This window comes from Bacillus sp. JZ105 (assembly GCF_053903125.1).
In genome coordinates this window covers 1,736,393-1,759,308 of sequence record NZ_CP096387.1, presented here as the reverse complement: position 1 = coordinate 1,759,308, position 22,916 = coordinate 1,736,393, and the positions used below count along the sequence as shown (strand labels likewise).

19 protein-coding genes and 5 pseudogenes are annotated in these 22,916 nt (G+C 37.9%); 4 read left to right on the top strand and 20 right to left on the bottom strand.

From position 1 onward, the window contains the following. Positions 1-59: 59 nt before the first annotated feature. Positions 60-899, bottom strand: a complete 840-nt coding sequence (locus M1D81_RS08895; RefSeq protein WP_283860092.1) for an SMI1/KNR4 family protein — start codon at positions 897-899, stop codon at positions 60-62. 214 nt (positions 900-1,113) lie between these two features. On the opposite strand from M1D81_RS08895, the gene M1D81_RS08890 reads away from it, so the two are divergent. Next, complete coding sequence (locus M1D81_RS08890) at positions 1,114-1,965, top strand: hypothetical protein (protein ID WP_034623537.1); 852 nt, start codon at positions 1,114-1,116, stop codon at positions 1,963-1,965. A 188-nt stretch (positions 1,966-2,153) separates the two neighbouring features. Here M1D81_RS08890 and M1D81_RS08885 read toward each other — a convergent pair whose 3' ends face one another. Then, positions 2,154-2,306, bottom strand: coding sequence for an STAS-like domain-containing protein (locus M1D81_RS08885; protein ID WP_235183634.1), 153 nt, complete (start codon positions 2,304-2,306; stop codon positions 2,154-2,156). A 492-nt stretch (positions 2,307-2,798) separates the two neighbouring features. Here M1D81_RS08885 and M1D81_RS08880 point away from each other — a divergent pair, with 492 nt between their 5' ends. Together M1D81_RS08880 and M1D81_RS08875 are read left to right on the top strand one after the other, a co-directional pair. Further along, the gene (locus M1D81_RS08880; protein WP_456265029.1) at positions 2,799-3,902 is read left to right on the top strand and encodes an AAA family ATPase; all 1,104 of its coding nucleotides are present in this window, start codon (positions 2,799-2,801) and stop codon (positions 3,900-3,902) included. A 14-nt stretch (positions 3,903-3,916) separates the two neighbouring features. Beyond that, positions 3,917-6,190, top strand: coding sequence for a S8 family peptidase (locus M1D81_RS08875; protein ID WP_034623540.1), 2,274 nt, complete (start codon positions 3,917-3,919; stop codon positions 6,188-6,190). Between the two features lie 141 nt (positions 6,191-6,331). Here the strand turns inward: M1D81_RS08875 and M1D81_RS08870 are convergent, their stop codons facing one another. Continuing rightward, positions 6,332-7,213, bottom strand: a complete 882-nt coding sequence (locus tag M1D81_RS08870; protein ID WP_456270901.1) for a peptidoglycan recognition protein family protein — start codon at positions 7,211-7,213, stop codon at positions 6,332-6,334. Positions 7,214-7,283: 70 nt separating this feature from the next. Here M1D81_RS08870 and M1D81_RS08865 point away from each other — a divergent pair. Beyond that, a pseudogene (locus M1D81_RS08865) lies at positions 7,284-7,442 on the top strand (BhlA/UviB family holin-like peptide); the annotation flags it as partial. 20 nt (positions 7,443-7,462) lie between these two features. On the opposite strand, the pseudogene M1D81_RS08860 reads toward M1D81_RS08865, so the two are convergent. From M1D81_RS08860 to M1D81_RS08780, 17 genes and pseudogenes are all read right to left on the bottom strand, one after another. Beyond that, positions 7,463-7,723 (bottom strand): annotated as a pseudogene (locus M1D81_RS08860) (XkdF-like putative serine protease domain-containing protein); the annotation flags it as partial. A gap of 33 nt (positions 7,724-7,756) precedes the next feature. After that, entirely contained in the window at positions 7,757-8,386 is a 630-nt protein-coding gene (locus M1D81_RS08855; RefSeq protein WP_034623542.1) for a hypothetical protein, read from the bottom strand. 41 nt (positions 8,387-8,427) lie between these two features. Further along, a pseudogene (locus M1D81_RS08850) lies at positions 8,428-9,340 on the bottom strand (phage minor head protein). Further along, positions 9,337-10,860: a phage portal protein gene (locus M1D81_RS08845; protein WP_456265031.1), complete on the bottom strand. Its 1,524-nt coding sequence runs from the start codon at positions 10,858-10,860 to the stop codon at positions 9,337-9,339. The pseudogene M1D81_RS08850 and the gene M1D81_RS08845 overlap by 4 nt, the downstream one beginning before the upstream one ends. Then, a complete protein-coding gene (locus M1D81_RS08840; RefSeq protein WP_456267136.1) occupies positions 10,857-12,164 on the bottom strand; it encodes a PBSX family phage terminase large subunit in 1,308 nt (435 codons plus the stop codon). Before M1D81_RS08840 ends, M1D81_RS08845 begins: the two co-directional genes overlap by 4 nt. An 8-nt stretch (positions 12,165-12,172) precedes the next feature. Beyond that, positions 12,173-13,020: pseudogene (gene terS / locus M1D81_RS08835) on the bottom strand (phage terminase small subunit). Between the two features lie 1,559 nt (positions 13,021-14,579). Beyond that, positions 14,580-14,786, bottom strand: a complete 207-nt coding sequence (locus M1D81_RS08830; protein WP_235183636.1) for a ParB N-terminal domain-containing protein — start codon at positions 14,784-14,786, stop codon at positions 14,580-14,582. 55 nt (positions 14,787-14,841) lie between these two features. After that, complete coding sequence (locus tag M1D81_RS08825; RefSeq protein WP_135031713.1) at positions 14,842-15,186, bottom strand: structural protein; 345 nt, start codon at positions 15,184-15,186, stop codon at positions 14,842-14,844. Positions 15,187-15,275: 89 nt separating this feature from the next. Beyond that, positions 15,276-15,458, bottom strand: a complete 183-nt coding sequence (locus tag M1D81_RS08820) for a hypothetical protein (RefSeq protein WP_456265032.1) — start codon at positions 15,456-15,458, stop codon at positions 15,276-15,278. A 493-nt stretch (positions 15,459-15,951) separates the two neighbouring features. Then, positions 15,952-16,413 (bottom strand): Imm30 family immunity protein, encoded by a 462-nt coding sequence (locus M1D81_RS08815; protein ID WP_087976851.1) that lies wholly within the window; start codon positions 16,411-16,413, stop codon positions 15,952-15,954. Positions 16,414-16,434: 21 nt separating this feature from the next. After that, a complete protein-coding gene (locus M1D81_RS08810; RefSeq protein ID WP_456265033.1) occupies positions 16,435-18,030 on the bottom strand; it encodes a ribonuclease YeeF family protein in 1,596 nt (531 codons plus the stop codon). Positions 18,031-18,159: 129 nt separating this feature from the next. Continuing rightward, positions 18,160-18,541 (bottom strand): annotated as a pseudogene (locus M1D81_RS08805) (ArpU family phage packaging/lysis transcriptional regulator). 167 nt (positions 18,542-18,708) lie between these two features. After that, on the bottom strand, positions 18,709-19,002 hold the full coding sequence (locus tag M1D81_RS08800) for a hypothetical protein (protein WP_456265034.1): 294 nt from the start codon (positions 19,000-19,002) through the stop codon (positions 18,709-18,711). A 105-nt stretch (positions 19,003-19,107) separates the two neighbouring features. Beyond that, a complete protein-coding gene (locus M1D81_RS08795) occupies positions 19,108-19,425 on the bottom strand; it encodes a hypothetical protein (RefSeq protein ID WP_456265035.1) in 318 nt (105 codons plus the stop codon). Positions 19,426-19,738: 313 nt separating this feature from the next. Next, a complete protein-coding gene (gene glnA, locus M1D81_RS08790; RefSeq protein WP_024427046.1) occupies positions 19,739-21,073 on the bottom strand; it encodes a type I glutamate--ammonia ligase in 1,335 nt (444 codons plus the stop codon). Between the two features lie 60 nt (positions 21,074-21,133). After that, positions 21,134-21,544, bottom strand: a complete 411-nt coding sequence (locus M1D81_RS08785; RefSeq protein ID WP_456265036.1) for a MerR family transcriptional regulator — start codon at positions 21,542-21,544, stop codon at positions 21,134-21,136. 91 nt (positions 21,545-21,635) lie between these two features. Next, positions 21,636-22,916 carry a methionine gamma-lyase family protein gene (locus M1D81_RS08780; RefSeq protein ID WP_456265037.1) on the bottom strand — a complete coding sequence of 427 codons (1,281 nt, stop codon included), beginning with the start codon at positions 22,914-22,916 and terminating at the stop codon, positions 21,636-21,638.

Sequence of the window (22,916 nt, the reverse complement as noted above, 5' to 3'; positions counted from 1 at the left end):
TAACTTCTTAACTTGATACGGTGCTCTCATTGCTTAACCTCTTTTTCTTAAAATTCACCTTAAATAATACTCTCAACCTCACTAAGAATAAGTTCGCCTACATTTACTACAAGTGGATCTTCATTACTTTGTAAGAAATCGGATATTTGTTGCACCAGCCCCTTAATATTATTATTGATTGGCATATTTGGGTTCAATAAGAGAATGTTATTAATCGTATCAGCTACTTGATAAAGCGCATCTTCATCTTTTGTTTTTTCAATGTGATATTGCATCTTTTTAAAAAACCATTCAATTTCGTTCAAATCAACCATCGGGTAATATTGAATTTTATACAGATTCTCTTCATCAAGGACGTCCAACTCAAATATGGCTTCAAGTTCTTCTTTGCTTAAATTAACTTCAGAAAGTTCATATTCACCCTCTGCTGCTTCTTCATCAACAGTGTACTCAGCTGTATAAAGCCCCTGAATGAATTCATCAAAGGAATCTGCTAACTTAAAGTCTTCTTCCATCTCAACATCAAAATAATGAATTCCAGGATTCTCTTTCGTTTTTCGATAATCCATAGCTACCCAAGTATGGCCATCCCCGTTAATCAAAACAAGCCCTTCTGGCAGCTCCCACTCTTTTATTAAATAGGCACTATCCATGATCCCCTCATCTTCTGCAATTCCCAAAAGATGATTAAATTGAATATGATCCTCAGCCCATGCATTAGAGTGAGTGGTTGGAAAAGCATTATGAACTATATAACCGCCATTCTGTTCCAATATGAGCTTTTTATATGTAACAGGTAAAATTACTCCAAGCTTTTTTTCTGCTTTAGCTATTTTTTTCTCATTTATCTTCTCCAACGTATAATAGCCTTCTTCATCTATTTCCCAAAATGGTTTCAAGGTTTGTACCCCCAAGTATAATATGCACATAAGTGTAACATTTTTAATGGTTTTGTTTAGCAACTTTGGTTTTGCACGCGCTAGAAGAACAATCCAGTTCGATTCTTGGTTAGGGAATTATATGAATAGATGGAAAATAAGAACTCACAAAACCTTAAAAATGCTATAATATGAAAAGTTTTGAAATAAAAATAAATAACAGGAGGTTAATTTCATGTTAGAACTGTTGAGTGTTATTTTGACTATCATTGCTGCTGTTTTAGGAATCATTGGATTTATAACGGCTCGTGATAATAAAACAAATATATCTGTAAAAGGAGACGGCAATAAAATTAACATAGGTAAAACAAAGATCATCAATAAAATAATTCAACCTACTGTACATCAATCTCATAATATAATACATAGAGTAGAAAAATCTTCTCAGAACTCGAGTACTGAAAAAGAAATTTCAAAATTCCTTGGATGGTTGTTTGTTTCAATTTTGTTTGGATTAATTTATTTTAGTTATCTAAACTTCTTTAATATGATTCTAATAGTGATATTTATAATTAGATATACCTTCTATATCCGGGCTTCTTTTGCAATCAAAACACTGAATAGGTCATTTAATGAATTAAAATTTACGTTAGCTTTTATAAATATGTTTTTTTTACTTGGTCTGATCATTTGTTTACTATTAATACCTATACCTAAAGAACTCATTGAGGTTGATAAAGATTTGAAATTCAACATATCCATATTTTCTCAGGGGATGAATTCTATTTTATCTTGGCTAGGAAGTGTAATTCCTTATATTATAAACAATTTTGGTAAAGATTCTTTAAATTATTTAATTGGACGGAGTATTGGATTTTTTCTTATTACCTTCTTCATTATCATGTCAACTACAAAAAGAGCATTACCGACAGTAAAAAAAGGGGAAAAACCATTCATAATATTTTTAGAGAGTATTTTCATAATGATATTTCTTATCTTGCTTATATTTTGCTTCCTGTTTCCTTGGATTGCTTTTGCTATTAAGGATCAATTATATCCTTATTGGGATAAATGGTTAAATGGTTAAAGTTAAGCAAATAAACTTTCAATATAAAATTTGAACGGAAGTCTCAATTAATTTAAATCATCTGTTTCGTTTTTATGGAATTAAAAAAACCCTTCAATTGAAGGGTTTTAGCAATTAACCATACTTTTTCTTTTTTTACTTCAAATTTAAAACGATCATTTATAAGCTTGTTTATTTGAGAGTTAGTATCAGAAAAAGCGAGATGGTTTTTTTATAAAGTCAAAACCGAATTCTTTCAAAAGATCGATCAGAGCAGTTTTGACATAGGATGATGTAACTCCATCCACACCCTTAAACGACAAAGTGATTTTCTCGTCGTTTCTAAAAGCACACTTAATCATTGTCTGTATAAGTTGACCATCATTATTGGAGTAACAACGTTCAAATATTCTAAAACTTTTATTAAAGACCCATTCGAAAGATGGGTTTTATTTATTGCCAAATAATGAACAAGAGTTCCCTCATAATAATCTCAAGGAGATAACCACCATAAAAGATGACAACTTGAAAGATCGGAGATCAATAAATTTTCAGTTATGATTCTACCAGAGCAAGTCAGCCTGCTTCCCGATTTATAAAGTAACCACCTAGACAAAGTAAAAAGGCCGTTTCTTGTCTGGATCAGATCGAAGATAAAAGTTGCATTTATTTTCACTCAAAGAAAAGATTTTTCTTATTAATACTGAAGGATATAGCTAAAAAAAATCAAGCTTCTAATTGCAAAAATTCGATAATATTATATAATTAAATCACATCGAATTACCAAAAGTTCTTTTAATACAAAGAAAAATTCAGTTAAAATTCGATATTACGAACTAAGAGGTGTCAATCGAATGGATAATATATTGAAAAATATCCCCGGCTTAATAAGAGCTTCCCTAGACGGAGACAAAAGAACCGTTGAACTCACAGCCATTAGTTTAATTAGAAAAATTAAAAAAGAACATCCTAAAATTAGCCAAGAAATTGCCGAAATAATAACTACATACAGTGCAGGCGCCTCACTAACTAGATCAATGGGAGTTACTCCACCACCTGCTGACAATGATTCTTTTTTGTCTCTTGTAAAGGTTGAAGAAATCAAAGACTTATCAGATAAACTTATTTTAGAACAGGAAACAGACGAAATGATTCAACGTTTTGTAAGAGAAAGAGCAGTTTCTCAAAAATTATTATCAATGGGGATTAAACCACCAAACAGCATAATTCTCTATGGTCAACCTGGCGTTGGAAAAACATTAATATCAAAATATCTTGCAAAAGAATTAATGCTCCCGCTTATAACATTAGATTTATCAGCAACAATATCAAGTTATCTAGGTAAAACCGGACAGAATTTAAAAAAAGTATTAGAGTACGCTAAAATGTCACCTTGCATTTTATTGTTGGATGAGTTTGATGCTGTGGCAAAAAGAAGGGACGATCCTTCAGACCTTGGAGAATTAAAAAGAATTGTAAATGTTCTTCTAAAAGAATTAGAAGAATGGCCGAGTAATTCAGTATTGGTTGCTGCAACAAATTTTCCAGACTATCTAGATAAAGCAATTTGGAGAAGGTTTGACTTAAAAATAGAAGTCCCATTGCCAGGAAGTGAGTCGAGAAAAAGGTTGTGGAAAGAGTTCTTGAATGAGAGTAATACACCATCGCTCACCCCAGATTTATTAGACTTAATAAGCACAACCGTAAACCAAATAAGCCCCTCTGATATTAAACAAATCTGCGAAAAAGTAGTTCGACGAACAGTTGTTGACAACGGTGATCCTAACCTATGTTTAATTCAAGAATTAAGAAGAAGATTTGATGGAAATGCAGGAGAATTTAATAAGGTAATGTCTCTAAAACTTAAAGAAATATACGGAAGAAAAATAAGCCAAGCTAAAATAGCCGAGTTACTTGGAATTAGTACTTCTACAGTGAATCATCACTTAAAAAAATAGAGGAGAGATTTTAAATGGATAATAACGAACCTAAGTATTTACCCATTATTGGATACGGAGAAAATTTAATTGAGCCTTCCAAGAAAAAGTTTGGTAGTAACCCTCCAAAATTCCCTCAAACGTACAAAGAAGCTAGAACAAAAGTTCAAGAAGATTTAAAAAAACTAAGAAGCTCAATATCATCAATTCCACAAAATAAAAAAATGGATGAGGTAGTTGTCACTGTTAGGCTAAATGAAAAGTTTCTTGCAAAGTCATATACTCCAAATTCTCTATTTAAAGCATCCCATTTTGAAAATATCGGATCTCGAAGATGGAGAAAACAGCTAGATGATGAAAATGATGTTCTAAGTAAGATGCATTTTGTTAAGATCACCTCAAGCAGTCTTGATGCCCTTGAAAATGCACTTAGTAAAGAAGAAAGTGATTTAACAGGCAGTTTTAAAAAAGATGTTCAAAAACTTGAAGAACTTTCAATTTTACAAAAAAACGAAGTCATACAAGGGTTCGATCATGATTGGCAGGAAGGAACTGTTGAATTTGTTTTGCATCCATTCGGAAATGAAAACAAAGAAGTGATTGACAAATTTTCGAAGTTATTGAAAGAGAATGGGATTGATATGGATTCCCTTAGAATAAAAGAATATCACGAAGGTCCTATTTTTATTAGTGCTTTTGTCAAAAGGCAATTATTAAAAGAAGTAGCTGACTTCAATCCATTAAGAACTGTTCACCCTTTAAGAGTAAATTTGTTTCCGTCAACTAGAAGTTTTGACACAAATGAATTGCAGTTATTTCCGCCTAAGGGTGAGTATATCTCTCCTTTAAAAGTGGGTGTATTCGATGGTGGTATAGACGAAAGTAATCCTTTTTTGTCCAAATTTGCAAAAGAAAATGAATCGGTTGCATCTGGTCCTATCCTACCTGGAATAAAGCACGGCACTCAAGTTGCTGGAGTGATCTTATATGGAGATTTAAACCAGTATGATAATAACACACAATTAGAAGATCCTTTAGTGACGGTCGAGAGTTTTAGAGTGTTGCCGCAAAGCGACCCTAGAGACTTTGATTTATATGAGGCAATTAATTTAATTGAAACAGTAGTCCCTTCGCGAAAGGATATAGATGTATACAACCTATCCTTTGGTCCTATAGGTCCTATTATTGATGATGAAATAAGTAGATTTACATACTCGTTGGACAGACTTGCTTGGAATTATAGAAAGTTATTTGTTGTAGCTGTAGGAAATGACGGTGATAAGCCTTCTCCAATGAATAGGGTTCAAGCTCCTGCAGATCTAGTAAATGGTCTCGGTGTAGGTTCTTTTACTTACGATTATGGTAGCAAAGAAAAAGTTAGAGCTTTTTACAGTTGTATTGGCATGGGGAGAGAAGGATGCAAAGTAAAGCCAGATTTGGTCGCTTTTGGAGGGGATGATAAATTTCCAATACATCTTTTAGCATTGGATATGAATAAGAAGGAATTATCTGCAGGTACTAGCTTTTCATCCCCATTTATCGCAGGAAAGGCTGCAGAAATTATGGGAAGATGTAATCAATTCGATTCCTTGTCAGCACGAGCTCTATTGATACATTCTGCTATTCATCCTGAGAAAGTTGATGACGAAATAGGGTATGGATTTTTAAATAAAAATGTTGATGATATCCTAGGGTGTGACGAGAATAAAGTAACCATTGTCTACTCAGCATCTATTAATCCTAAGGCCGTTGCGAAATTATTAATTCCAGTACCCTTAAATTCAAATTTAAAAGGGGAAATTTCCTTATCTTGGACTTTTGCAACGTTATCCAAAGCAAATGCATTACACGCAGAAGATTACACTGAATCAGCTATTGAACATACATTTTATCCACACTCCAAAAAATTTTCGTTTAGCAAAAAAGGTAAAAGTAAAATTTTACATATAGAGAAAGATGCAGATAAGATCAAAGAATTACTCAGGGAGGGTTGGCAACAGAGTCTACAGCCTGTATCTAGTTCTCCACACCAATACCAAACAGAATTGGCTAGGCGCGGAGAATTAAAATGGGATACTGTAGTTAAGAATTGGAAGAAGATGCGAAGTTCTTCTTTAGAGCAACCTTTCCTTTTACTTCATGGAATGGGTAGAAACGGTAGTAGTTATGATCGAATGGATTATTCCGCAGTTATAACAATTCATGCTCCAAAATATGCTGGGAACTTGTATGAAGACATCTTAAATGAATATAAGGTATTGCAGCCAGTTTCTATACGATCAAGAAACCAAGTGTTATTAAGAGTTTAGTATAATTATAGCGTGATGCCCTTCTAACCTATATTTGAAGGGTTTTTATGTTCAACAAACTGTCAAAAAGATGAGACAGTGATGAATAACAATTGACAGGTTGAGTTTATAAAAAGCTAAGCCCTCTTCCAAGAGGGCTCATTACTTTAATAATGATTCTAGCTTTGCCTTTGTCTTCGGACCATAAATGCCGTCTGCTGTGTGCCCATGCATCAACTGGAACCGCTTGACCGCATTCGCTGTTTTTGGCCCATAGTAGCCATCAATTCCGTTATTTTTTGCGCCTTTGTCCGGGTAGAAATACACAGCAGCCAGAGCTTCCTGCAATGCTTTTACTCCAGCGCCCTTTGTCAAAGGCTTGGTTACTTTAATAATGCCAGATGGTAAGTTAAATGACTTTTTAGACGTGCTTTTCTTTGGCTTGGATGATGTATTTTTGAAAGGTGTCGCTTTCGTCGGCTTCGCTGTTGCCTTTTTACTCGTATGAGCGGTTGCAATACCTGCCTTGAAGCTGTTCCAGCGATTAAGCAGCTTTCGTGGACATTGTTTCCCACTCCATCTCTTATGAGGCACAACATTGGCTAATGGAATGCCTTGTTCTGTCATCAGCTTACGAATGAGCCATTGAGCATTTTCAACCGATTTTTCAAAATTTCCGTCTTCATTTTCACAAATCTCAATTCCAATTGACTTCATGTTTCCGGTTCCTCGGCCATCTCCTGCATGCCATCCGTTTTCATTTAACGGCAGATGTTGATAGATGCGATTTTCATCCACCGTATAGTGCCAGCTTACACCTGTACTAGATCGTTTCACAAACGATGCGTGACTCGCTGCGTTTGCCCCTTTTGCTGTGTTAGCTGTGTTATGAACCGTAATATATAAAGGTTTCATATAGTTGCCAGGACGGTTCTTGTTGCTTTTCGGAATAAAATCTTTAATGATTTTTACCTTGAGCTGAGTCGGATCGCCGCCAAGATCAATAACAATGGCTTCTTGTTCAGTTTTGTTCATGCCCTTCAGTTCTGTTTCCCTCTTCTAGATCTTCAATAGTACAGTCATCAAATGACATTGCTTGTTTAACCATTGAAGTTTTTGTTGGGTATTGTTTTATGTTCTCAACACGACAAAGGAAAGAGAAAACAAGCTCAATGAACAAATCGAAGCGCAAAATGAAGTGTTAGCAAAGTTTAGTGAAAAGTATGATGTCGTTATCGACAAGCTCGATAAAATTGAACGGAATTTAAAATAGGAGGGAACATTTATGAAAAACTTCGCATCCTTCAGGAACCCATGAGCCGCTTTCTCAATTTCTTCTGGTGTCATAAAGTCTCCATGTGCATCAGCTACGTTTGGTTCGTATACAATTCCATACACAAGACGTTGCACATCATCAGCCTTCGCAATGACTTTGATCTCTTTTTGAAAGTCTGGCTGTTTTTCTGACTTCATAAAAAAGAACTGCTTTTGATTAGTAGCCTTGTCCACGTATGAAACGTGTGTGATCTTTGCATTTATTAATTCCCTTGGCATATGTTCACCCCCTTTCAAAGAAAAAACTGTCTTTTAATCAGACAGTTTTTCACCACTCATATAATAATCGCCAGTAATTTTTTGCAGCTGTTTAATTAACTTAATTACTGATGAACAGTATCTCATAGCTTCCTTATAATCAAGAAACACTGCATGTGGGTTTTTAACAATATCATTTCTTAGACTCCATAAGCCCAAAATGTTATTAGCCATATTCTGAGAAATATGTTCTTTGTACAGAAGATCTCTCACTATTTCAGGTATATCTCTTAAGTTATTCTCGCTTAATCTAACTACTACATACCTTAATTCTGCCTCAAGCTCCAGCCAAGCTGTATAAACAGCTTCCTCAGGAGACTTTTTTGCCAAACGCTCATAATGCTTTACATATCCAACATCCAGTCCGTTTGTTTCAGCATTATTATGACTATTTTTATTGGGGGCACTTTCATGTTGCTCATCTTCTTTTACATCTTCATTTTGCTCAATTTCATCTAAAGTTTTTGCAAAATCAAGATGAAGAATATCTTTATATTTAAAACTCAACAAATTACCAACTCTACTAAGAATTACTGTTATAGGTTGTTTTAAAATCAAAACCACTATAATAGTTGCTAACGAACCTGAAGTAAGTATTGAAGAAAAGAACTCAAGCCAACTCATATTTCCCCTCATTCCCAAAGTAATGAGGATATTATACTATTTCATTCCATGTTTTGTAAGACTCTTCTTCTAATCTCTTCTTTTTCCTCAGCTGACAAACCTAAAATGACAGGATCAACCACAGGACCAACCGCACAATGACAGTTTACTCGCTCTTTTGGTGTGAGCTGTGTATCCCTCGGAAACATGCACCGCTCTCCGCTACCTGGTATTTCAAATTCTTCATCGAGAGGGATGATCGTTCCATCGAGTTGCACATGACTTTCTCTTGACTGATTCTTTTTCCCTCCACTGTGCTTCCACTTCTTCCCCGTCACAGCTGGAGATTGAACATAAGATTCATGTTGAGCGACGGAAGAAGCGGTCAACACTTTAGTTATAGCTGTCACACGTGCGCGCTTCCGACTGAATTCAGGAATGTCCTTCAGCTGCAGTTCAATCTCCTGGATAGAGCGGCCATCTTTGATGCCCTCTTTCAACCTTTGTTCAATGGCTGTATGAGTATTCAGCTGCATCAGCTGCGCCAATTCCTGTGACCATGATTCAATCCACTGTTCAGATTTCTCAGAAAGCACCTTGAATGGAATATCTGCATCGATGGAATTCATGATTTTCTCGGCCAGCTGGGTGACGGTAAGAGTCAGAAAGACAGCAGTTTTCCGAACAGCTCCGCAAATTCATCGGCTGCAAACAAGTCATTTTGAAAGAACGCTAAAATTGATTCTAACGTCTCCGAATCATCCTTGGATAAAAACCATTCAGTTCATTCAAAAACGTCCTGCGTTGCAATCTGAGAAGTTTTGCGGTGGTTTTCTCATACTCTTCCACCAAAGAGGGAACGTCCTTCAGTTCAGGGAAATCAGCCACCGCAGCTTTGAGTTCCTCGACCTCATCCGATTCCGCTTTTTGCACAAAGGCATTGATGTTTTTTATCAACTGATCGATCTTGCTCATTTACGGATCTCCTCTAGTTCATCCCTAACATCTTTTAAGAGATGGATCAGATCTTCCTGGGAACCCGCAGATTTTTGAAGAACCGTATCAAGCAAGCTAGTTGATGCCTTTGGCTTCGCCTCAATTGGTCGGTGATATTCTTCCTCTGGCCATTCTTCAAGTGTCTTACCAAGAATACGGCCAGCCAGATCACGCAGGTCATTCGGTGAAACCGCTCCTGCTTGAATAAATGGTGTAAGAACCTTTGCAATTTCGAGCGGATCACGAAAATCAGGACCATTTAATATGAGCCGCACATGCCAGAGATCAAGATCAGGAAGGAAGAGCGTATTGAGCTTGCCAGTGATGATCATTCTTTCCGGCTGAAATACCTGTTCTTCAGTTGTCTTACGAGCGGTGTCAGCTGTGGCCTTGTTATAATCCTGTGATTCGCCAGTGTAGATCGGCGGCAGACGGAATGAGGAACGTATCTTGTTTCTCGTTTTCTCATCATATTCAAGGAACAGCGCATCCTCCTGGAGAATCTCGGCCAGTGATTTTATATCCACCTTTACATTAGCCGGCTCTTCATCGTTCGATAGCTCATCCTTCTTCGGAATCCCTTCGACTTCTAGCAGCAGGAATTTATGTGCATTGTCTGACCCCTCGATGCCGTTCATGTATTCCTGCAGCTGTTCATATGACGATTCAGACAGCATCCCATTTTCCACTGTGATGGCTGCTGGCACATGCCGCCCCTGTTTAAAGTACAGATAGTTCAACTCTTCAGCTTTGCGGGCTCCATACATATTGACGATGTTACCAATCCAACGAGGAACACCATATGTACCGCTGCCTATCTTGAAGTGAATGACTTCGCTTGCTACAAGTTCAGGGGGAGTTTTTTCGCTATATTCTCCCGTAGCAGCGTTCATTGTTCTTGGATCGCCGTACTCTTTGAAGAATACTTTTTTAGTGTTTATCTGCTGCACATACTTTCTGAACCGCTTCATTTTTTTGAGAGATTTGACTTGACCCTGATCGGTATATTTAAAGTCAATTTCGACAGGATCGCCTATCTTACATATTCGCATGTGTTGAGCATCTAAATATTCAATCCCTGATGGTTGCCCTGTGCCATTACGTAACACTTCAAGAAAGCCATTCCCTGTCCGCTCCCGATCTTCTATCACATATCCTAGAACCACTTCGGCTGATTCATCATAGTTCATGTATCGCACAAGTTCCTCTAGCCTCGTCCATTCTTTTTCAGCAGCGCCTTTCTTTCCTTCTGGTGCATCCTCAGCGTTGAAATCAAAGACATATTCGATTCCCAAGCCAAAACCTAGAATGTTGGTTTTATACGCATCGATGCATTGCTGAAGAATGGTAGAATACTCAGCTATTTGTTTGAGCTCTGTGATATTGTACGGCGGCTCGATCAATCCATCAGCCTCATAGTTAAAACTATCATCGTGAATTTGTTTCGTAGTTTGAGAAATGTCTGCTTTAAACACAGTAGCTTTCACATGTTTTGTCATAGCCTTCTCATCGACCTCCTTTCTCTATTAGGGCGTTTCCGCTCTTTAGGCTGCTCTTTCAGATCGGTGACTTCATAATCATCTAACGCATACCAGATGGCTGAAAAAGTATGAGGGTCAATCTGAAACTCATCCTTTATGATATTACCGTGCTTGTCCGTCTTGTAAGTGAGCGGCTGAAGCTCATAGATCGTGTTTTTGCATGAGTCGGAACATATGATTTTCTTGAACTGCTTGATCTTTTTGGTGTACTGCAAGCGTGATCCCTGGAACTTACGAGCAGCCACCATGTTGTTTCCCATCTTCCTGAAGTATGCGATGGTTTTCGGTTCAGCTGCATCCGCTTTGATCAGCTCTTTTGTTTTTGTAAATTCGATGAGCTTTTGTACAGTTTCATCATCGGTTGTGCCTTTTTGATAATACTCCCAATAGATGTATAGATATTTCTTTTCGTGATGGACGGCCATTCGAATCAAAGCGTTATATGACTCTACGAAACCAAAGTCCATTCCCGCTCTAAGCAAAGGCCGATTGATATTTGAGATGGCCAGCATCACATCTTCATGCGGCTGCACCTCGAATTGAGGAAGAACACGAATTCCGTTAATGCCAAAATGACCTTTTCGGGCTATGCGATAAAGGTCTGGATCGTATTCCTTTAGTGCGTCCAGCTGCTTGATGTAACTGACCGGAAGGAACAAGTTATCTTCAGCTGTAGAATGATGATAGTACGTATCGTTGATAGCGATAGTACGTTCCTTGTATAGTGTCTCGTCATCAAGGGTGAAGCGGTTGTTTTGATCGTCCTTAAAGAAATGTCTGTACGTCCAATTATCCTGACCGACAGGGTTCGTTGATAGGATCATGTGCAGCTGCAGCGTTGGATGACGCAAACGACCAAGCAACTCCTTGAATCCTTCGTACTTTACCTCTGAACATTCTTCAATCCATATGATCGAGATGTTGTTGATCGACTTCAGCTTGGCAGGCTTGTCCAGACCTTTGAAAATGATCCGTCTCCCATTGTGGAATTTAAGCATGAGCGGTGATGTCCGGCATTGAATGACATGATCAAGTCCAAGATCATTCACGATCTCTTCAAATAAAGAGAAAGTCGAATCTCTATGTGTGTCATAGACTTCACGAATCACAAGGGCTGTTCTCTTTTCATCAAGCAATTTTAAAATGAGTTTCAAGGCAATGTGATAGCTTTTAGATGATCCATAACCACCCACTAGGAACTGAAACTTCTGATCCCAGTCAAAGAGAAAATCTTCAAAGTGTGGATTGACTTCCTTCTCCATCAGTTGCATCAGCCATCACCTTTTTTCTTTGCTCTCTTTATAGTAATTTGAACCGAATCATCGACAGGTCGAGCGGTGATCCGCTCCAGCTCTGCCTCTCTCGTTCGGTTTGCAAGATCAAGACCTCTGAGTCTCAATTCATGCTCTGACATAGTTTTCATTATTTCAGCCTTCTTCACACTGGCTCTATCACGTTGTACTGTCACACGTGTCAGAGCTTCTTCAATGCTCAATATCTTATCTAGCAGCGGTGAGTCTGTCTCCTTGATCTGGACCACTGCTAGACGTTCATTAGTTATTGGAACAGCTTTAATCAGCCCATTCTTATCCGGAGCTTGAACAACGTCTTTCATTTTCCGCATTAGCTGCAAGACTGTCCGCTGCTTATCAGTCAATCCTTTCTCATACTTATTGATTAAGCGCATCATTCTTGTTTCACGAACGCTCAATAATCGTATTGATAGATCAATTTGGTACAAAGGATCAGTCTCAATCTCAGTAAAAAGCTTCTGCTCCTTTTCATCCATGTACTCAAACATGATCGTTCACCGGTTTTGAATGAATTCTTATTCCCTTTAGGAGCTGCGCCACCCCTATTGCCTTTAGCATTTTGATTACCAGGTGGCGCTTTACCCCCTTTATTACCTCTGGCGTTTTTACTCCCTTTCGGAGCGCCAGGACGTTTAGTAACGTTACCATTCAATTTCTCATCCCAAGAGTCTTGGTTCTTCCATTTGCGGATAAGCGTTGGGGAACACTCTAATTCTTCAGCAATGTCTTTCAGTAAGCGGGTTCCATTGCTTTCCTTCCACAGATGGAATGCCTGATCTCTTTTAGGATTTCTCGGTCTAGCCATTACATATCACCCACCTCCGAGCTGCTGAATTAAGTTTGAGTTTGTTTTTAAAAATGAGTATTTATTCCCGTTCCAACTAGGAGACTGTCCTTCATATAAATAACAGCAACACATCTAAAAGGAGATTGATTTAAGTGTATTATTATCAACCGTATCAGTATGTTCCAACTCAGTATGATTATCGTTACTATTTCCCTCCACCCTCTCAACAAAGCGGGCTTAGAGATTTATCAATGTACGTAGGTCAATGGGTCACAGCAACAGTAGATGGCATTATACAAAACCCTACAAGAATATTTATTCACAACTCATTCCTAGATACTCAAAACCGTGAAAATGTAACCTTTATATACGCACGAACTGCGAATAACAAATGTGTTGGCAGATCAATCACAGTTCTAGGGGATAGAATAACCGTCGAGTCTGGTGTTTCTCCACTAAGATAACTAAAATTTATGTTTCTGAAGCTCATTGTCTAGTTCTATGAGCTTCTTCAGATCTTCCACTGAAGACAGTTTGATGTTACCTTCTTTAAAATCTCTCACCCATTGAGAGATACAAGCCTGTGCAGTTTTGCAGTAGTTCTCTTTATACCTTCAGTCTTGAATAATAAGCATTTCCATCTTTTCTTCGTCAGAAAGGGAACTTCTATTGTCATTCTCCCTGACCTCCATTAAAAAAGTGGATAAGAGCGTGATATTTTCCCACAAACACGGTCGCGGGGAGTTTTTTTGTTGAAAGAAAGGTTGTTATAAGCACCCTCTTTTTATGTAAAAAGTCGACTTTATAAGTCGACTTCTGCAGCTAATCAATATTATTCAGTGCATTGATTACTGCCGCTTCTAGACCTTCTTTACACATTCTTGTTGAATCATGCGCTTCTGAAGGATCCGAAGACAATAACTTCTTATCAGTAATTCCTCTCCCAAATATAGATAAAAACAAATCCAATTCATACTCCCCACTGCAATTCAAATTTTCGGTATCATACTCACAGCCATAACCGTGAAATATCTTTCTTCGATAATTTGCAGCATATTTTAATCGTACTGTAGTCGAATACCTTCCGTCTTCAAACTTTTCACCATGGGGGAACTCCACTGCCTGAATAGTCCCATCTATCCACCGCTCATTCCCTTTACATCTTATCCTCTCCTGACTACTTCATCCTCATGATCGTCAAAAGCAAGCCCTTGAAACTTAATCGATAATTTATCAGTAATATCTTTTGCATCCATTAATAATTTCACCTCATAAAGTATTTTGACTAGTCACAAATTATTTTATCTAATCAAAAGGATATTAATCTGTAAATAAAAGTTAATCAATCTACATAAAACCACATTCTGTTAATCTTTTCTGTTATTTTTTCATCATTACTGCAGGAATCCTCATTCGAGGGTGTAGCGTCCTTAAACCCTAATCTCCAGTGGAAGAGATTACATAAGAATTTTATTCCTTATAGAAGATATAGCAAGGAGTATCTAAAAAGTACAGAATCGGTAGATAATCTTGGGAGAACTTAATTGTTTTTCTATAAACCTTATTGAAATTTCACCTTATTTATTAAGTGATACAAAGGACAAACGTTGATGGCCTCCAACAAGATGGCCTGTTCTTTCGTTCCAAACTAACGGATCAACGTATCCAAATTTCTTCATGGAATTTTTAAGAGCATCGTACTCAGGATCTCCTGGCAGCAGATCGATGCGGGGATTATATAGTGCAGGGTTAATTTTATGTACGGGGATTGTTTTGATATTCATCGCTGTTTCCTCCTATAAAAACAAATGATGCCGCTCTGGAGGCGGCATCAGCTGCTTACTTGATGTAAAATTCCGAAGTGTAGAATGTACCGACAGTTTCAACATGGTTGCCATGTTTGTCGTATCGCTCTACATCAACCTTGAATCGATACGTACCTTTCTTGTTACCAAATGACTCTTTGATGTCAAATTGGTCATAAAGTTTTTCATCTGGGTTAAGCGGGTTCGGGGAATTGGTTTTAATCGTCTCCCACTTACCATTAACCTTGCTCTGTGGAATAAGGTTTGGCCCACAAATGTAATCATTGTGATTCTGAATCGCAACAACCACAACCTTGTCCTTTCCTAAAGTATGATTCGCTTTTTTTGGATTAGCAGATACACCAAATTTTGATGCCATGTTCATCATCTCCTTTTTTGTTTTTGCGCTCCTATCCCTCACCAAAGCACCTGCAGCCATACACCCAAAAGACGACTGTTCCCAATAATTTATCGTTTTCTCCGAATACGGCCGCCTTGTCGTTGGTATGTTTCGCGTCTCGTTCCCATGATTTCTTCCCAATCCCTATTAGTAATGAGATCAGCATCGTTCTCCTTCTTTCTATTAGAACCAGGAGTAATGCTTTTAAATTGCTTCGTTGTTTCTACTGATAAAGAATCTCTGATCTTCATGTTCATACTCTCCTTGCCGAATAAGCACCACCTTACGCTATTCGCTTTAATAGATTTTTGAATGATGACTACACTCCGAGAGGATGCCAAGTACAGTCAATCATCAAATAAAATGAAAAACTGTCCTCGATACGGCCGCCGCAGACCAGCTGCTATCCAGGCTCAGAATGTCCCTCTCGTATGGCCACATTCCTCAACACCTTTGTTCCGTATCCAGATACGCCATTGATAAGGGAAAGGCGCGTCTCCCAATAAAAAAAGCGGACACCAATCAAGGCACTTAGAGTGCTCAATGATCAGCGTCCGCAGGTTCTTCCTTCTGGACAAAATATTCACGTTCGTTTTGCTTGTCTCTATCATACGATGATCCACGCAGGAAAAAAGGTCCCCTTTTTATCCCCCTTTTTGTCGGGGTTTTCTCGGCTTAAAGCCCAAAAAAACAAACACAAAAAAACCTTGAAAGCCAAGGGCCAATCAAGGTTTAAAATATTTTCTAGATATTATTTATTACTTCATCTACAGATTTACTAAACATATCAGGGTCTTCATTCTTTATTTCAATTAATAGTTCTTTAATATTATCTACTATGAATGGATCTTGTTTTGATAGTACATTGCGATAAACTAATCTCACTTCAGGATGGTTTAGAATCCTATAATGTAGAATTTCAATCCATTCTGAAGCTTGGTTAAGAATCTGGGGAATCGCCTTAGCAATGTAACTGAGCCCTTCTTCTGTATTATTTTTATATAACCTTTCTATTCCATGAACTAAACCAAACATAACTTCAAATTGTTCAGTATCGTCATCAAAAACTAAACATAAATCCGGGATAACCGAAACACTTCCATAATCAAGTACTTTTGCCAAAGACTCTTCAAACTCTTTTATATTATTTTCGTTTTCTAAAAGTCGATTATCGTATAAGCTTTTTAATTCCTGCTTAAGATTCAAAGGAATTCAACCCTTCCATATTTACTTAATGAACAAATCAGGATACTGTTCTCTATTTTTATTCATTACGGTTTTTAAACCTTGTCTTATCTCAGAATTGTATAAACCATCTTTTATATATATTTTCCGGGCATCCCAAATATCATGAGCTAATGCATCGCGATAATTGAGTTCTAGATAATCCTTCAGTTTTTGCCCGGATAAACCATATGTATATGTCTCACGGTGTCTACCACCAGTACCAGGATGTGGTTGTTCCATATTCATACTGATACCATTGTTCCTTTTTATACCCGACTGTTTCATTTTTGCATCGGCCGGCATGTGATGAGGAGTAATATTATCAAAAGCTGTTCCTTGCTTAATTAGTTCTTTATACGTTCCAACTTTCCCTTCGTTAGGAAGCAGAGTTTTCCCAGTATCCTTAACCCCCATCTTACCATGAAATCCTTTTGTTCCAAACGGTAAAAGCATCCCCAGCGCCGCATTCATACTCGCTTCCTGCTGTTCTTTTGAGATCTTATTTCCAAACATGTCTCGGCCTGTAATCGCTTCGCTGAAGCCGTTAGTTGCGGTGAGTCCATATAAGCCTTTTTGAGATGTTTTTAATGCGTCAAAGGATTTTTGTGATGTCTTGTAAATATCGATCGCTCTTACTGCAGCTGATGTGGCTTTAGAAGTTTTATATATCGCTTTTCCGCCTTTAAAAATGCGCCCTGCCCAACCGACAATTGGGATGTAGCCGGCTGCCGCCATGCCGCCTGCGGCGACACGCTGGCCTGACGTTAGTTCTTCACCTGTGATCGGGTCAACACCTGTAGCGGCACGTTTTGCATCGTTCACGCCAGTCAGTTCATTTACGATGTTTCCACCATAATCGAGCGCTTTTTCATACCAAGAACGGTTGGCGAGGGCCTCTTGTTCCTTTGCGATCTCACGGGCTTCTTCTTGTTCTTTTTTGATTTTGAGATATTCAGCAGTTTGCTTCTCAATATCGCTTTTTGCCTTATAGATTTCACTATCTTGAAATGCTTTTTTATCAAAATTCATAGGTGAAATGGATTTCCCGTCATTCGTAGCATTGATCATTTCTGCATACAATGCCATTGTAGCCTTCTCCTCAGTCTCTGACAAAGCATATTCATCTTTTAGATTTTGATCAAGCTCTATTAAATCTTTAACCGTCTTTTTTCGTTCGTCTTCCGCATCTGCAATCTTTTCATCAAAGGTTTTACTATCAAATACCTCTAGAGATATGAGGTCATCAATATCTTCGAAAATCGTTTTGAGTGCCTTTTTTTGATCCTTCACAATGCTTTTGGCATTCTTGACTCCCATATGTACAGCGTTGTCTAAAAAGTGTTCTTCTACAAAGGTGTCACCGCCAAAGTTTGTATCATCAAGTGTCCCAGAAACACCTTCATGAAAGGCTTTCTGCTTATCGATGAAGCTGATAAACATGTCTACATTTCCGGCGAGCTCTTTGTAGAAACTTTTTATGTTATCCGCACCTTTCCCAGTGAAATCATCACCCAGGTTTGCCACGCCTTGAAGTGCCTTTTTTAAATCAACCATTTGTTCGCGGAGTTCCTGATAATGTTTCGCCCTTGCGTCCATGGCACTGGTTAGTCCTTTAGCATCAAGTATCTTCCCCAGCAGAGTTCACTCCTTCCTATTCATTGACAAGGTCAATTTTACCAACACAAAACTAGTCATTAAATAGGAATAAAGATACAAAAACAGCACTCAGATGATTCCAAGTGCTGTCGAAAGTTTAAACGTAGCTTGCTTTTTCAATTTGTAATATCGATCTTTCTTTAATCCTAGCTCTTCGCATACCTCAAGATCTTTGACGATTCGTGAAGTAAGGTACTTCATGCGAATAATGTCTTGTTCAATTTCATCCAAACTACTCTAGTGCTCTTTCTATTTGCCGCACCTTCAGCTCCGAACAAACATTTTGATCTTTTAATTTTGGAAATAAAGCTAAGATGCCATTTGCTTTTTGCTCATTCAAGTTCTCTTGTTTAACTTTTAATGATTTATAAAGCTTCAATTCATTTATTAATGTCTTACGTACCTGCTTTTCATTGACCTCAGGAATAAGGTATAATTGGTTGGTTAACAAATTTATACCCTCCCTCTAAAAAATCTTATAAGCAGGCTCTTTAATTATATAATTGAATTATTGTTTGTAGTACTATCGTTCGTAAATTCCTCGTTTGTAGAATCTTGATCGACCTCTTCAATCGACATTTTTATATTGCACAAGTCTTCTAACTTGATAATTTTTGTTTATGTACATAACTTTGGCTTAGGGTTATTTCCTAATAAAATTAATTCTTTGTTTATAGCGTGTAGTACATACCAAGATTTTTTATTTAAATCACTTTCAAGATTATTTTGTTCATTAGCTAAATCAATGTCAGAAACGAGTATATATTTTTCTTTTGTCCAATATAAAAATTTTGAAATTTGCTTCATTAAAGCTGGTATAGGGAGACATAAAACGGTCGTACACCCTATTATAATTGCTAATTTTCCAATTGGATTTACTACAAATACATTTGTTACAACTGTTCCATTCAACGGAAAATAATAGCATAATAAACAAATCATGAAAAGTATTACTAATAATATTCTTACTCTTAACCGATTAAGTTTTGAAGGGAATTCACTATTAATAGCATAAATTTAAAAAAAAGTTGGAGCACCAATTGCAAAAAAAATTGATCCTATCATGGGAGATAAATCTGGATCCCCTGTCCAGGACGGTACATCAAAAATATAAAGTATAGACAAATTAATCAATACCCACCATAAAGTCTGTCCAAGATATTTAATACTTAATAATAGTATAACCATATCTTTAGTTAACAACTTTTGTTCAAAGATACTTGATGATAATAAATTAATAGGTCTTATTAATTTGAAAATGATAATAAAAAGTATAGTTGCAGGAGCCAAATTACCTGGTATCCCCATCGTTTTAAGAAATCCAAAATAGTCCATAAATACACACCTTTTCAATATTCTTCTTTATTGAATCGGCATTTTTTAGATTTTTTCAAGTAATTAGGAAGCTCTATCTGCTAAATATCTATTCTGTGAGAACTTGTATAATTTAAATTTGTGAACTGGCCATCTCGTGTAGTGATCTTGGTTTTACCGTACATTGGGGTTTCAGCCAACACCACATTGTTGAAATTTCAAAGACACTTTTTTTGTTGGTGAATTGTGGGTGGTGCCTGCTTCATTTTGAAATATTAAAAACATCCCAAAACAAAAACCCCCTGAAGCCAATGGCTCCAAGGGGTTTTCTTTATTAATACTGAGACATATACTGATCGCGTTCCCATGGGTGTACTTGGGTTCTAAACATATCCCATTCGATTTCTTTTGATTCGATGAAGTGCTCGAATAGGTGATCGCCTAGTGCGTTGATCATGACTTCGTTTGATTTCAGCAGCTCGAGTGCTTCTGCAAGTGTTGCAGGAAGGTCAGAGATGCCGTTTTCAAGGCGCTCTTCTTTGTCCATGACATAGATGTTTCTGTCGATTGGTGCTGGTGCTTCTAGTTTGTTTTTGATTCCGTCTAGACCTGCTGCAAGTAATACGCTTAGTGCAAGGTATGGGTTTGCAGATGGGTCTACGCTGCGCACTTCTACGCGTGTGCTGATGCCGCGTGATGCCGGGATACGGATCAATGGGCTGCGGTTTTGTGCACTCCATGCCACATAGCAAGGTGCTTCATAGCCAGGTACAAGACGCTTGTAAGAGTTTACAGTTGGGTTTGTGACCGCTGTAAAGCTTGTTGCGTGCTTGACGATACCAGCGATAAAGTGTCTAGCAGTCTCGCTTAATTGTAAATCTGCTTTTTCATCAAAGAATGCGTTTTTACCATTTTTGAATAATGATAGGTTACAGTGCATACCAGATCCGTTTACACCGAACAATGGTTTTGGCATGAATGTCGCATGAAGACCATGCTTTCTCGCAATGGTTTTGACAACGAGTTTGAATGTTTGAATGTCATCACAAGAACGGATCGCGCCTGCATATTTGAAATCAATTTCGTGCTGCCCTGGTGCTACTTCGTGGTGAGATGCTTCAATTTCAAAGCCCATTTCTTCAAGCTCAAGTACGATATCACGGCGGCAGTTTTCACCTAGATCAGTTGGTGCAAGGTCAAAGTATCCGCCTTTATCATTTAGTTCAAGTGTTGGTTCGCCTTTTTCATCTAATTTAAATAAGAAGAATTCTGGCTCAGGTCCAAGGTTGAAATCACTAAATCCTAGTTCTTCCATTTCCTTTAAGATACGCTTTAAGTTGTTACGCGGGTCTCCATCAAATGGTGTCCCATCTGGCTTATAAATGTCACAAATAAAGCGTGCAACTTTACCTTTTTCTGCTGTCCAAGGGAAAATAACAAATGTGTTTAGATCTGGGTATAGGTACATATCTGATTCTTCGATACGTACGAATCCTTCAATAGATGAACCGTCAAACATACATTTGTTATCGAGAGCTTTTTCTAACTGGCTCACAGGAATCTCAACATTTTTAATCGTTCCGAGAATGTCTGTAAATTGCAGACGGATGTACTTTACGTTTTCCTCATTTACTAATTTTACGATATCTTCTCTTGTGTACTTTGCCATTTCGTAAAACTCCTCCCCTACAAAAGGTAAAATGTGTATAGCAATGCTTTTGCTAATTGGTTAACGGAAGAACCTTGACATATCCCCCTGCCTAAAGGTCGTTCCTTGTTGGAAACGTCCAGCCTGAATGAGTTCCTTCTTCAGTAGCTTCCTGAGTTCATCATCTGTCAAGTTGTGCTTAGCTGCAGCTTTTTCCTCCGTCTTTGTATTAGACGATGGATTTTCTGCTTCAGCTTTGGCAAAAAGTTTTTTGATTCCTGCCATGTTTACACCTTGTTCGATGAGGTTTTTAATTTCTAGTAATTTATCAACATCATGAAAAGAAAATAATCGGCGGTTTCCATCACTTCTTGCTGGAAATACTAAACCATTTTCCTCATAATAGCGAATTTGTCTTGCAGATAATTCTGTTAGCTGCATGACAATCCCAATTGGGAATAAAGGCATTGAGCGGCGAATGTTATCACTCATCTCAACTGTCTCCTCCTCTTTGCTTAAATTTATTATATGTCATGTTATATTATGTGTCAACAAGATGTTAGGAATATTAACATGGATTTTTTTATTGAGCAGGTACTTCAATAAAACCTTGTTCCAATAAGGCATCGACAGCACTGCAAATCGCATTTTTCACATGGGCATACGTGAGTCCGCCTTGAACATAGGCAGTATAAGGCGGTCTGATCGGACCATCGGCTGATAATTCGATACTAGCTCCTTGTACAAAGGTGCCCGCTGCCATAATGACATCGTCTTCGTAGCCTGGCATATAGCTTGCATGTGGTGTGACGTGACTATTAATCGGAGATGCATACTGGATTGCCTGACAGAACGCAATCATTTTTTTAGGATCCCCAAATTCGACTGATTGAATCAAATCCGTTCTTTTCGCATTCCACGCCGGGTTTGTTTGGAATCCGAGCTTCTCAAGAAAACGAGCCGTAAACACTGCGCCTTTTAAGCTTTGAGCTACAACATGCGGCGCCAAGAAAAAGCCTTGATACATTTCCTGAAGGGCATACAGCGATGCACCCGCTTCACTGCCGATGCCTGGAGATGTCATTCGATAAGAGCAAGCTTCTACCCATTTTTCTTTTCCAACGATGTAGCCGCCTGTTTTGGCAAGGCCTCCGCCTGGGTTTTTAATGAGTGAACCGGCCATGAGGTCAGCTCCGACATGACATGGCTCTTTTAATTCAGTAAATTCACCATAACAGTTATCTACAAACACAATGATTTCTTCATTAATCTCTTTCACAAATGAAATCATTTGCTCAATTTCTTCTATAGTAAAGGATGGTCTTGACGCATAGCCTTTTGAACGCTGAATGCCGATGACTTTTGTTTTAGAGGAAATCGACTCTTTTACTTTCTCATAATCGACGGATCCATCTTGTCGTAAATCAATGGCTTTGTAGTCAATCTGGAAGTCTTTTAATGAGCCTGTCCCTTCTTTCCCGCGAATCCCGACAATTTCTTCTAGCGTATCGTATGGTTTTCCCGTCATATAGATCAATTCATCGCCAGGTCTCAGCACACCAAATAAGGCAATGGAAATTGCGTGTGTACCGGAAATAATTTGCGGACGCACGAGGCCGCTTTCTCCTCCGAAGACCTCCGCATAAATCTTTTCTAATGTGTCTCTCCCCATATCATCGTAGCCATATCCAGTCGTCGGATTAAAGTGAGAGTCACTGACTTTGTGCTTTCGATAGCTTTCAAGCACCCGCCACTCATTTTGTTCGCTCTTTTGATCAATTTGCTGATGCACGTGTAAAATCTCTTGTTCTGTTTCTGCTGCTGCTTTTTCTAAAATACTGCCGTGTTTTAATGTGTGAAACAT

Excerpts from the sequence above, each read along its gene's own strand:
- M1D81_RS08840 (WP_456267136.1), bottom strand. The coding sequence starts at position 12,164 with ATGGAGAAGGAAGTCAATCCACACTTTGAAGATTTTCTCTTTGACTGG.
- M1D81_RS08885 (WP_235183634.1), bottom strand. The coding sequence starts at position 2,306 with ATGATTAAGTGTGCTTTTAGAAACGACGAGAAAATCACTTTGTCGTTT.
- M1D81_RS08795 (WP_456265035.1), bottom strand. The coding sequence starts at position 19,425 with ATGGACTATTTTGGATTTCTTAAAACGATGGGGATACCAGGTAATTTG.
- M1D81_RS08780 (WP_456265037.1), bottom strand. The coding sequence starts at position 22,916 with ATGTTTCACACATTAAAACACGGCAGTATTTTAGAAAAAGCAGCAGCA.
- M1D81_RS08855 (WP_034623542.1), bottom strand. The coding sequence starts at position 8,386 with ATGAGTTGGCTTGAGTTCTTTTCTTCAATACTTACTTCAGGTTCGTTA.
- M1D81_RS08890 (WP_034623537.1), top strand. The coding sequence starts at position 1,114 with ATGTTAGAACTGTTGAGTGTTATTTTGACTATCATTGCTGCTGTTTTA.
- M1D81_RS08820 (WP_456265032.1), bottom strand. The coding sequence starts at position 15,458 with ATGAAGATCAGAGATTCTTTATCAGTAGAAACAACGAAGCAATTTAAA.
- M1D81_RS08810 (WP_456265033.1), bottom strand. The coding sequence starts at position 18,030 with ATGGACGCAAGGGCGAAACATTATCAGGAACTCCGCGAACAAATGGTT.
- M1D81_RS08830 (WP_235183636.1), bottom strand. The coding sequence starts at position 14,786 with ATGAATATCAAAACAATCCCCGTACATAAAATTAACCCTGCACTATAT.
- glnA (WP_024427046.1), bottom strand. The coding sequence starts at position 21,073 with ATGGCAAAGTACACAAGAGAAGATATCGTAAAATTAGTAAATGAGGAA.
- M1D81_RS08825 (WP_135031713.1), bottom strand. The coding sequence starts at position 15,186 with ATGGCATCAAAATTTGGTGTATCTGCTAATCCAAAAAAAGCGAATCAT.
- M1D81_RS08880 (WP_456265029.1), top strand. The coding sequence starts at position 2,799 with ATGGATAATATATTGAAAAATATCCCCGGCTTAATAAGAGCTTCCCTA.
- M1D81_RS08875 (WP_034623540.1), top strand. The coding sequence starts at position 3,917 with ATGGATAATAACGAACCTAAGTATTTACCCATTATTGGATACGGAGAA.
- M1D81_RS08845 (WP_456265031.1), bottom strand. The coding sequence starts at position 10,860 with ATGACAAAACATGTGAAAGCTACTGTGTTTAAAGCAGACATTTCTCAA.
- M1D81_RS08785 (WP_456265036.1), bottom strand. The coding sequence starts at position 21,544 with ATGAGTGATAACATTCGCCGCTCAATGCCTTTATTCCCAATTGGGATT.